Source organism: Microbacterium sp. (assembly GCF_035554235.1).
Lineage (GTDB): Bacteria > Actinomycetota > Actinomycetes > Actinomycetales > Microbacteriaceae > Microbacterium.
The window spans coordinates 1-10,636 of the sequence record NZ_DATMIO010000226.1 but is presented as its reverse complement, the minus strand read 5'-3'; the positions used below and the strand labels follow the sequence as shown (position 1 = coordinate 10,636).

Here is a 10,636-nt window from a genome sequence, read left to right as displayed (position 1 = left end):
GAAACTCGCTGGGAACCGGGGCGAATACCCGGCCCAGCGACACGCGGGCCGCCAGACCGCGCTTGGGCGAGGCCTCAGGCGCCGCCGTCGCGCGGGGTTTGTTCGTCGGGTTCTGCGACATCGCCATCCGCAGCCCCCTTCTCGATCCACTTGCGCACGGCCCCGGCGAACCGGCGGCCGCGATCGCCGTAGTCGGTGAACTGGTCGAAGGACGCGGCGGCGGGGGCGAGCAGTACGACGTCCCCGTCACGCACGATCTCCGCCGCAAGTTCGACGACCCGGGCCATGACGTCTCCAGTCTCATCGTGGTCGACCTCGAAGAGCGGAACCCCGGGCGCGTGTCGCGCGAACGCCGCGACGACCTCGCCACGTTCGACGCCGATCACGATCGCGGCCTTCGCGCCCGCCCCCCGGCTCACGACGAGGTCGGCGATGTCGACGCCCTTCAACTGACCGCCGACGACCCAGACGGCGCCGGGGAAGGCGGCGAGGGAGGATGCCGCGGCGTGCGGGTTCGTCGCCTTAGAGTCATCCACCCACACGACGCCCCGCGCGGTGCCCACGACCTCGATGCGGTGCGGGTCGAGCCGGAAGCCCTCGAGGGCGGTGCGGATCGCCGCCGGCTCGACGCCGAGGGCGCGCACGAGGGCACTGGCGGCGAGGATGTTCGACACGATGTGCGGCGCGGCCAGCCCGTGCGCGGCGAGGTCGGCGAGCGTGGTCAGCTCGAGAGCGGAGCGGGCGCGTTCCTCGAGGAACGCGCGGTCGACGAGGATGCCGTCGACGAGGCCGACGTCGCTCGGGCCCGGCACGCCGAGATCGAACCCGATCGCGCGCGCGCCCTCGATGACCTCGGCCTCTTCGACCATGGTGCGGGTCGCGACATCCGCCTTGTTGTAGACGCACGCGATCCGCGTGTGCCGGTAGACCACCGCTTTGGCGTCGCGGTATGCCTCGAAAGACCCGTGCCACACCAGGTGGTCATCGGCGAGGTTCAGACACACGCTCGCGTGCGGCGACGGCTGCCCCGCCGCATCCGAGAGGCCGAGATACCAGAGCTGGTGGCTGGAGAGCTCCACGACGAGCGCGTCGAAGCCCGTGGGATCGCGGACCGCATCGAGCACCGGCACGCCGATGTTGCCGCACGGCGCGGCGCGCAGGCCGCCGGCGGCGAGCATCGCGGCGGCGAGCCGCGTTGTCGTGGTCTTGCCGTTGGTGCCCGTGACGAGGATCCATGCGGCGGGTTCCCCGTCGGCCCCGACCACTTTGTCGCGCAGCCGCCAGGCCAGCTCGACGTCGCCCCACAGCGGGATGCCGGCATCCCGCGCCCACGCGATGACGGGATGGCCGGGGGCGAAGCCCGGTGACGCGATGACAACCTCGGGCCGGTGCGCAACGAGGGCGTCGGGCACCGTGTCGAGCGAGCCCTCCCACAGCCCCACGCCGATCACGGGCAGCAGGCGCGCGTACTCCTCGTCGGCGCGCTCGGTGACGACCAGCACATCGGCACCGAGCTCCCCGAGGGTGTCGGCGACCGAGAAGCCCGTGACCGAGAGCCCGAGCACGACGACCCGCAGCCCCTTCCAGTCCGCGTGCCAGCTCGTGAGCGCATCGAGGCGGGAATCGGTCACGTGCGGGAGAGCCATTCGACGTAGAAGAGGCCGATGCCCGAGATCGCGAGCATGCCGGCGATGATCCACATGCGCACGACGATCGTGATCTCGGGCCACCCCCGCATCTCGAGGTGGTGGTGCAGGGGGCTCATCAGGAACAGCCGCTTGCCGCGGGTGAGCTTGAAGTAGACGCGCTGCAGGATGACCGAGCCCGGGGCGATCACGAAGACACCGGCGACGAGCACCGCGAGCAGCTCGGTGCGGGTCAGGATGGCCATCGCGGCGATGACGCCGCCGATCGACATCGAACCGACATCCCCCATGAAGACGTTCGCCTTCGGCGCGTTCCACCACAAGAACCCGACGAGGGCGCCGATGAACGCCGCCGAGACGATCGCCAGGTCGAAGGGGTCCCGGGTGTTGTAGCAGGCGGGCTGCAGCGCGGGTGCCAGTCCCTCGCCCGTGCAGACCTGCTGGAACTGCCAGAAGGCGATGAGGCTGTAGGCGCCGACGACGAAGATCCCGGCCCCGGCGGCGAGGCCGTCGAGCCCGTCGGTCACGTTGACGCTGTTCGAGAAGGCGACCCCGATGAAGGTGATCCACAGCAGGTAGAGGATCCAGCCGACGATCAGTCCGAGCGACATGAAGCCCAGCGCGGGCACGTCGCGGAAGATCGAGACGTAGGGCGATGCGGGCGTTTCTCCCGCCGCGTCGCGGAAGGCCGGGTTCAGTGCCGCGATGCCGAAAGGCACCGCGACGAGCACCTGGCCCAGGATCTTGCGCCAGCCCGACAGTCCGAGGCTGCGCTGGCTCCTCACCTTCATGAAGTCGTCGATGAAGCCGACGGCCCCGAAGCCCACCATCATCCAGACGACGAGCCACCCCGAGATCGTCGGCGGATTGTTGCCCATGTAGCCGCCGACGAGATAGCCGACGACCGTCCCCGCGATGAAGATGGTGCCGCCCATGGTGGGCGTGCCGCGCTTCTCGCCGTGGCTCGGGTTCTCGATCGCCTCGGGGGTGCGGATGACCTGTCCCCACCCCCACTTGCGAAAGAGGCGGAGGAAGACGGGGGTGAGGAAAAGCGTGAACGAAAGGGAGATCGCCGCCGCCATCAGGAGTGATCTCACGAGAACCAGTCTCCCAGACGATCGCCGAGGTGCCGCAGACCCGCGGAGTTCGAGGACTTCACCAGCACCCGGTCGCCGTCGCGCAGCTCGCCCCGGAGGTACTCGAACGCCGCGTCGGCGTCGGGGAAGAACACGGCCTCGCCGTCCCACGATCCCTGCGCCACCGCCTCGAGGAACATGCGACGCGCCCCGGTGCCGACGACGACGATGCGCTGGATGCCGAGCCGCACCGCGAGCAGGCCGATGCGGTCGTGCTCGTCTTCGGCGTACTCCCCCAGCTCGCTCATCGCGCCGAGCACGGCGACGGAGCGCTCGCCGGGACCGACGATCTGCGCGAGGGTGCGCAGCGCCGCGGCCATCGAGTCGGGGCTCGCGTTGTAGGCGTCATTGATGATGCGCACGCTCGCGGAGCCCATCGGCTGCATGCGCCAGCGCTCGGCGATCTCGACGGTCTCGAGCCGTGCGATGCAGTGTTCGAGACTCACGCCGAGGGCGGTCGCGGCGGCGATCGCGGCGAGGGCGTTCATCACGTGGTGCGCGCCGAGGACCTTGAGCCGCAGAGCAGCGGATGCCTCGTCCGCCGTGACGCGGCACGCCGTGCCGTCGGCGGAGACATCGACATCGGACGCCCGCACCTCCGCGGCATCCCCGAGGCCGAACCAGCGCACCGCGACGCCGCGCTCGGCGGCGGCATCCGCCATCGTCGCGACGCGCGAGTCGTCCGCATTGAGCACCGCCAGGCCGCCGGGCCGCACGGCGCGGACGAGCTCCTCCTTGGCGCGCACGGTCGCCTCGATGCCGCCGAAGCCGCCGGCGTGCGCCATGCCCACCATGAGCACGACGCCGATGTCGGGATTCACGAGCCCGGCGAGCCGGGCGATCTCGCCCGGGGCGCTCGCCCCGAACTCGCTCACGAGGAAGCGGGTCGACGACGTCACCCGCAGCATCGTGAGCGGGGCGCCCACCTCGTTGTTGAACGAGGCGACCGGCGCGATCGTCTCGCCCTCGTCGGCGAGGATGCGGGCCAGCAGGTTCTTCGTCGTGGTCTTGCCGTTCGAGCCGGTGATGCCGACGATGCGAAGGTCGCCACGGGACCGCACCCGGGCCACCACCTCGCGGGCGAGGTCGGCGAGGGCGGCCACGACGTCGGGAACGATGATCTGCGAGACATCCGCGTCGACCGGGCGCTGCACCAGGGCGAGGGCGGCCCCGGCCGCGACAGCCGTCGCGACGAAGAGGTGCCCATCGGTCTCGGCACCGGGCTTGGCGACGAAGATGCCACCCTCCGAGATGTTGCGCGAGTCGGTGTCGACCGTGCCGTCCACGACGGTGCCCGGGCCGTCACCGCGCGCCGTCGAGAGCGTTCCCCCCGTCACCTGGGCGATCTCGGCGAGCGTCATCGCGATCATTCGTGCGATCCTCCGGGTGCGCGGGTGAGCGCTGCGGCTACTGGTACTTGGGAAGAAGTTCGGGCTCCGCCGACGACGACGGCATCACGCGGTACGTCTTGAGCACCTGCGTCATCGCCTTCTGGAATGCCGGCGCGGTGGCCGCAGACGAGGTTACCCTAGTGGGCTCGTCGAGGGTGACCATGACCACGTACTCGGGGTCGTCGGCGGGCGCGAACCCGACCATCGAGGTGTAGTACACGCCCGCCTTGTAGCCGCCGGTGGCGGGGTCGTACTTCTGGGCCGTTCCCGTCTTCGCCGCGATGCGGTAGCCGGGAACCGCGATGACCTTGGAGAGCCCGCCCTGCACGGCGACGTTCTCGATCATGAGGGCGGTCGTGTCGGCCGTCGCCTCGCTCACGATCCGCTCGGGCCCGGGCAGTTCGGGTGCCTCGACGGTGCCGTCGGCCTTCGTGCAGCCCTCGACGAGCGTGAGGGGCATGCGGATGCCGCCGTTCGCGATGGTCTGGTACGCGCTCGCGACCTGCGGCACGGTGACGGTGAACGCCTGGCCGAAGGTCGTCGTGTAGAGGGTCTGGTTGTCCCACTCCGACACGGGGTGGAGTTCGCCGGGCTCTTCGCCGAGGAATCCGATGTCGGTCGGCTTGCCGACGCCGAAGCGGGCGAGGTAGTCGTGGCGCACCTCGGGCGAGACCATCGTGCCGAACTTCGAGAGCGCGACGTTGGAGGAATCGATGAGGGCCCCGGCGAGCGTGTAGTTGTAGGCGGGGTGCGTGAACGCGTCGTTGATGCGTGCGCCGTTGGGGAACGTCTCCGAGCTCGAGGCGACCTGAGTCGTCAGCGGGGTGGCGGCGCCCTCCTCGAGCAGCGTCGCCGCGGTGATCGCCTTGAAGGTCGATCCCGGCTCGAAGACGGTGGTGAAGATGCGGCTGCCGCGGTCGTCGGGCTCGGAGGCATCCACGTTGTTCGGGTCCACCGTCGGGTACTCGGCCGCCGCGCGCACCTTGCCGGTCGCCACCTCGACCACGAAGACCGTGCCGCGCTGGGCGGCCTGATTCTGCACCTCTTCGGCGATCAGCTGCTGCAGGTACCACTCAAGGTCGCGGTTGATCGTGAGCTGCAGCGTGCCGCCGTCGGTGGCTGGCTGCGATCGGAGCGTTCCGGGAATGACGACGCCGTCCTTGCCGACCGAGTAGGCCTCGTGCCCGTCCTTGGTCGAGAGGCAGTCGTTCTCGGTCTTCTCGAGGCCGGCGAGGGCGTCGCCGTCGGAGCCGACGAACCCGACGAGGTTGCCGCCGACGGCACCGTCCGGATAGGTGCGCGCCGGATGCGGCGTGAAGGAGAGGAACGGCAGATCGAGGTCGGCCAGGGCGCGGTACTGCTCGGTCGTGAGCCCCCGCTTCAGCAGGGCCCACTGCGAGTCCGGGTTGACGGTCTTCGCGTCGGAGACGATCTGGCGGATCTCCTCGGGCGTCTGGCCCGTGATCCCCGCGATCTCCGCCGAGGTCTCCTCCCACGGCACCTGGGCTTCTTTGCCCCCGGCATCCTCCCGCTCGACCGGGCCGACGTTCGAGGGGTCGAGTGCCCCGTCGTAGAGCAGGATGCTGCCGGCGAGCACGACGCCCGTCTCGTCGACGATCGATCCCCGCGTGCCGTAGAGGGTGCGGGATGCTCCCAGCCCCAGAGACATCGAGTTCGCGACGTGGTCGTGGGCGTTCACCACCTGGATGTCGACGAGGCGCACGATGAACGCCACAAGGATGGCGAGCACGACGCCGAGCGCGATCACCGTGCGGCGGCGCGGGCTTCTGGTTGCTCGAGTGCTCATGTCAGCGTGTGGTCGGTGTCGGAAGGCCCTCGGCCAGCGGTGGCGGGATGGTTCCGTCGGTCAGCACCTGAGCCTCGACGGGCAGGCCCTGAATCGTGGCATCGGGCAATGTGATCAGAGGAGTGTCGGCGACCAGGGAGTTGGCCACCGCGCCGCGTCCGACGGCGTCGACGGTCGAGGTCGACGCGGCCGCCTCGCTCGTTCCGATGATGGCGCCGTCGCTCAGGCGCAGATACGTCGGCGATGCGTTGATCACCATGCCGAGGGCGGCGGCATTGGCGGCCAGGTACTGCGGTGAGCTGAGGCCGGCCACCGCGTCGTAGAGCTCCTGCTTCTTCCATGTGAGCTCCCGCTTGTCCTGGCCCAGCTGCGCCAGCTCGTACGAAGCCTGGGTCGTCGCGATCGACAACCCCATCTGGCCGGCGGCGATGGCGAGCGCACCCGCCAGGGCGACGATGGCGTACGCCAGCCGCGGCCGCCGTCGCCGGGCAGGGGCGACGACCGCGCGCAGCGGGCGCGTCGGGCTCCGCCGCGACGGCGCCGGTCGCGGAGCGAGAACTGCTGCGGTGGCGGTGCTCACGCGGCATCCCTCACCCTCTCGGCCGCGCGCAACCGCACGGGCGTCGCGCGGGGGTTGCGCACGCGCTCTTCGTCGTCGGCGAGCTCTGCGCCCTTGACGAGCAGGCGAAACCGCGGGGCGTGTTCGGGGAGTTCGACCGGCAGTCCTGCGGGGGCGGTGGATGCCGTGGCCGCCGTCAGCGCCCGCTTGACGATGCGATCCTCGAGCGACTGGTACGACAGCACGACGATGCGTCCCCCCACCGGCAGCACCTCGAGCGCGGCCGGGATGGCGTGCTGGACTGCGGTGAGTTCGGCGTTCACCTCGATGCGCAGCGCCTGGAACACGCGCTTCGCGGGGTGGCCGGCGCGCTGTACGGCCGCGGGCGTCGCGGCCTGGAGGATCTCGACCAGCCTTCCGGAGCGCTCGAGGGGGGCCTCACGCCGGGCGGCGATGATGGCCCGCGCGTAGCGCGCGGCGAGCTTCTCCTCGCCGTACCGCTCGAAGATCGCCCGCAGCTGCCCCTCGCTGTACGTGGCGAGCACATCCGCGGCGGTCTTGCCAGTGGTCTGGTCCATCCGCATGTCGAGGGGCGCGTCGTGGGAGTACGCGAAACCGCGGTCCGCGACATCCAGCTGCAGGGAGGAGACGCCGAGGTCGAAGAGCACGGCGTCGGCCTTGGCGTAGCCGGCCGATTCGACGGCGGCGGCGATGCCGTCGTAGACGGTATGCACGAGTGTCACGCGATCGCCGAAGGGTGCGAGCCGCTCCCCCGCGATGCGCAGCGCGTCCCCGTCGCGGTCCAGGCCGACGAGGTGGATGCCGGGGAACCGCTGCAGGAACGCTTCGGAGTGCCCGCCCATGCCGAGGGTCGCGTCGACCAGCACGGCGGGGTCGTTGGAATGGTCGGCATCGCGTGCCAGGGCCGGGGCGAGCAGCTCGATGCAGCGCTCGAGCAGCACCGGGGTGTGGATGTCGCGGAGGTTCATGATGTCGGGGCCCGATCCCCCGATCCTGATCCCCCTCCGCTCTCTGACCTGGCACCGGGGAAGTGGAGACAGGGCGGAGCGGCTGGAGATCACGATCGGGGGCCTAGAAGAGGCCCGGGATCACCTCCTGCTCCATGTCGCTGTAGCTCTCCTCGTTGCCCGCGAGGTAGTCGTTCCATGCGTCGGCGTTCCAGATCTCGGCGTGCGCGCCCACGCCGGTGACGACGAGGTCCTTCTCGAGCCCCGCGTAGGCCCGGAGGGGTGCGGGGATGGTGATGCGGTTCTGGCTGTCGGGCATCTCGGCGCTCGCGCCCGAGAGGAACATGCGCAGGAAGTCGCGGGCCTGCTTGTTGCTGAGGGGCGCCTGGCGGATCCGCTCGTGGACCGACTCGAACTCGGCCGAGCTGAACACGTAGAGGCAGCGCTCCTGGCCGCGCGTGACGACGATGCCGCCGGCGAGGTCCTCGCGGAACTTGGCCGGAAGGATGACGCGGCCTTTGTCGTCGAGTTTGGGGGTGTGAGTTCCCAACAGCATCGGCCATCACCCCCTCTTCCCGGCCCATCCCTGAGGTGCGCCCCACTTTACTCCACTTTCCTCCACTCGTCTACGATTCTCCGGGCGCCATCGCGAAAGTTCCCACCCACGACGCCGTCTTTGCGCGGCGCACGACGGTGGAGGAAGCGCACGACGATCGGCGGGCGCACGAAAAAACGCACCGACCCGGGGGTCGATGCGTTCTTGGCGGAAGTGCTAGCGGTCGCCGCCGCCCTGGCGGCGGTCCCAGCGGTCGTTCATGCGATCCATGAAGGAGGCCCCGGCGCGCGAGGGCGAAGGGGAACCGGTGGAGCCCGGTCGGGCGTTCTCCTTGGTCGCGGCGCCGCGCATCGGAGTCACCGCGAGCACCACGCCGCCGAGCATGAGGACGAATCCGATGACGCCCACCCAGATGAGCTGTGTGGAGACACCGACGACAAGGGCGCCGAGTCCCACGAGCACGAGGATGGTCCCGTAGACCACGTTTCGATAGCTGAGTGTGCGGGCACCACTCGGAGCGCTCACGACGTCGGCGTCGTTGCGCAGCAGGTGCCGCTCCATCTCGTCGAGCAGACGCTGCTCCTGTTCGGAGAGTGGCATTCGTCCCCCTTGATTTCACCCTAGAACGACAAGTCTACGCGCCGCTGGGATCACTAGGCTAGGCCCGTGACCGCGTCTGTGCACCTGATCGAAGCGGTTTCCCAGCGACTGGAGAGCTTCGTCGAGGGGATGCGGGTCGAATCGGCCGATTCGGGCCCCGAAGCGGCCGCGCTCATCGACGCCGGCGCCGCCGCTCTCGCGGGCGGAAAGCGCCTCCGCGCACGCTTCTGCGTCGGCGGGTGGCGTGCGGTCGCCGACCAGCGGCGCCCCGGCTCCGCGCTCGATGACGCCGTCCTCGCGGCGGGCGCGGCCCTGGAGATCTTCCACGCGGCAGCGCTCGTCCACGACGATGTGATCGACAACTCCGATCTGCGGCGCGGGCGCCCCTCGGCGCACCGCGCGCTCGAGCGTCGCCATCGGGATGCGGGCTGGGCCGGCGACGCGGCATCCTTCGGGCGGTCCGCCGCGATCCTGCTCGGCGATCTGCTCGTCGCGTGGAGCGACGACCTCTTCGAAGAAGGCCTCGAGGCGACGGATGCCGCGGCCGCCGCGGGAGCCCGGCGCGAGTACTCGCTCATGCGGCGCGATGTGACCCTCGGACAGTTCCTCGACATCGCCGAGGAGTCGGCGTTCGTGACCCAGCCCGACGACCGGCACGCCGACCGGGCCCTGCGCGTCGCATCCATGAAGTCGGCGCGGTACAGCGTGCAGCAGCCGCTCCTGATCGGCGCCGCCCTCGCGGGCGCGGACGCCGCCCAGATGGATGCCCTCCGGGCCTTCGGCCATCCCGTCGGGCTCGCGTTCCAGCTGCGCGATGACGTGCTGGGCGTCTTCGGCGACGAAGCGGTCACCGGCAAACCCTCGGGCGATGATCTGCGCGAGGGAAAGCGCACCGTGCTCATCGCGCTCGCGCGCGAGGGGCTGCCGGCATCCGCTCGTCGCGTCATCGACGAGCTCGTCGGCGATCCGGCGCTGGAGGCCGATCAGATCGCGTCGCTGCAGCGCACGATCGTCGACACCGGGGCACTCGACCGGGTCGAGGAGCTGATCAGCACCTACGCCCGCGAAGCGGATCGCGCCCTCGCGGGCGCGCGGCTCGACAATGCCGCGGTCGGCGAACTGCGCGACCTCGCGCGCGCCGCCACGACGCGGACGTCGTAGTCCGGCGGACATCACCTCGCTGGGCGCAAAGTGCGGGTGTGCGCGCCCCGGCACCCGCCATTCGCGACGAGCGAAGCGGGCTCGCGGCTCGCGGGCTCAGGCCAGCGAGGCGGCGACCCGGCGCACTTCGCTTTTGCGCCCGGCGAGTAGCGCCTCGATCGGTGCGAGACCGATCGAGTCGTCGTAGCCGAGCAGCCAATCGATGGCCTCGTCGTCGGTGAAGCCCGCATCGTGCAGCACGAAGATCGTGCCGCGCAGCGAGGGCAGCGGATGCCCGTCGACGATGAACACCGACGGCACGCTGAACGCGCCCTCGCGCCTGCTGCCCACGAGCATGTTCTCATCGAGCATGCGCCGGATGCGGCCGAGCGGTTCGCCCGTGAGAGCGACGAGGTCGGGCAGTGTGAGCCAGTCGGTGGCGACAGGGGGTGTGGGGTCTCCGGGCACGAACCCAGTGTGCCACTCCCCCACGACCTCGCGCACGTGCGCTCCAGGTCGTCGCGCCACGAAGGACCCGCGCCGCCGGTGCGACAGTGGACCTGCTGACCACTCGCGTCACATTGGCCACGTCCTTTATCACCCGTTGACACCAGTTGACATCCGTGACACGGTTTCAAGGTCGAAAAGGGGGAATCTTGAGACGCCACTCAGCGCATCGACCCACGCACGCCGCCCGGAAGGCGTTGGCAACCGTGCCCGCCGCGATCGTCGGGTCCATCGCCCTCTCTCTCGCGGCGACGCCCGCCGCCGCGGGCACCGAACTCAGCATCCGCGGCACGCAGGCGGGCGCACCGAAGCCCGTCGGAGCTCGG

10 protein-coding genes are annotated in these 10,636 nt (G+C 70.4%); 1 reads left to right on the top strand and 9 read right to left on the bottom strand.

All coding sequences use genetic code 11. The annotated features are described in order from the left end of the window. Window positions 1–74 precede the first annotated feature (74 nt). The 8 genes from murD to VNT50_RS11660 form a co-directional block, all read right to left on the bottom strand. On the bottom strand, window positions 75–1,646 hold the full coding sequence (murD, locus tag VNT50_RS11695; RefSeq protein ID WP_325485292.1) for a UDP-N-acetylmuramoyl-L-alanine--D-glutamate ligase: 1,572 nt from the start codon (window positions 1,644–1,646) through the stop codon (window positions 75–77). Further along, entirely contained in the window at window positions 1,628–2,743 is a 1,116-nt protein-coding gene (mraY, locus tag VNT50_RS11690; protein ID WP_325485291.1) for a phospho-N-acetylmuramoyl-pentapeptide-transferase, read from the bottom strand. The genes murD and mraY overlap by 19 nt, the downstream gene beginning before the upstream one ends. Then, a complete protein-coding gene (locus VNT50_RS11685; RefSeq protein WP_325485290.1) occupies window positions 2,740–4,152 on the bottom strand; it encodes a UDP-N-acetylmuramoyl-tripeptide--D-alanyl-D-alanine ligase in 1,413 nt (470 codons plus the stop codon). Before VNT50_RS11685 ends, mraY begins: the two co-directional genes overlap by 4 nt. Before the next feature lie 37 nt (window positions 4,153–4,189). After that, the gene (locus VNT50_RS11680) at window positions 4,190–5,980 is read right to left on the bottom strand and encodes a peptidoglycan D,D-transpeptidase FtsI family protein (RefSeq protein ID WP_325485289.1); all 1,791 of its coding nucleotides are present in this window, start codon (window positions 5,978–5,980) and stop codon (window positions 4,190–4,192) included. A 1-nt stretch (window position 5,981) separates the two neighbouring features. Then, window positions 5,982–6,560 carry a cell division protein FtsL gene (gene ftsL, locus VNT50_RS11675; RefSeq protein ID WP_325485288.1) on the bottom strand — a complete coding sequence of 193 codons (579 nt, stop codon included), beginning with the start codon at window positions 6,558–6,560 and terminating at the stop codon, window positions 5,982–5,984. Then, on the bottom strand, window positions 6,557–7,528 hold the full coding sequence (rsmH, locus tag VNT50_RS11670) for a 16S rRNA (cytosine(1402)-N(4))-methyltransferase RsmH (RefSeq protein ID WP_325485287.1): 972 nt from the start codon (window positions 7,526–7,528) through the stop codon (window positions 6,557–6,559). Before rsmH ends, ftsL begins: the two co-directional genes overlap by 4 nt. A gap of 103 nt (window positions 7,529–7,631) precedes the next feature. Then, window positions 7,632–8,063 (bottom strand): division/cell wall cluster transcriptional repressor MraZ, encoded by a 432-nt coding sequence (mraZ, locus tag VNT50_RS11665; protein ID WP_325485286.1) that lies wholly within the window; start codon window positions 8,061–8,063, stop codon window positions 7,632–7,634. A gap of 216 nt (window positions 8,064–8,279) precedes the next feature. Next, window positions 8,280–8,663 (bottom strand): SCO2097 family morphological protein, encoded by a 384-nt coding sequence (locus tag VNT50_RS11660; RefSeq protein ID WP_325485285.1) that lies wholly within the window; start codon window positions 8,661–8,663, stop codon window positions 8,280–8,282. 66 nt (window positions 8,664–8,729) lie between these two features. Between VNT50_RS11660 and VNT50_RS11655 the strand changes: the two genes are divergently transcribed. Next, entirely contained in the window at window positions 8,730–9,824 is a 1,095-nt protein-coding gene (locus VNT50_RS11655; RefSeq protein ID WP_325485284.1) for a polyprenyl synthetase family protein, read from the top strand. A gap of 96 nt (window positions 9,825–9,920) precedes the next feature. Here VNT50_RS11655 and VNT50_RS11650 read toward each other — a convergent pair whose 3' ends face one another. Further along, entirely contained in the window at window positions 9,921–10,271 is a 351-nt protein-coding gene (locus tag VNT50_RS11650) for an Rv2175c family DNA-binding protein (protein ID WP_325485293.1), read from the bottom strand. Window positions 10,272–10,636 lie beyond the last annotated feature (365 nt).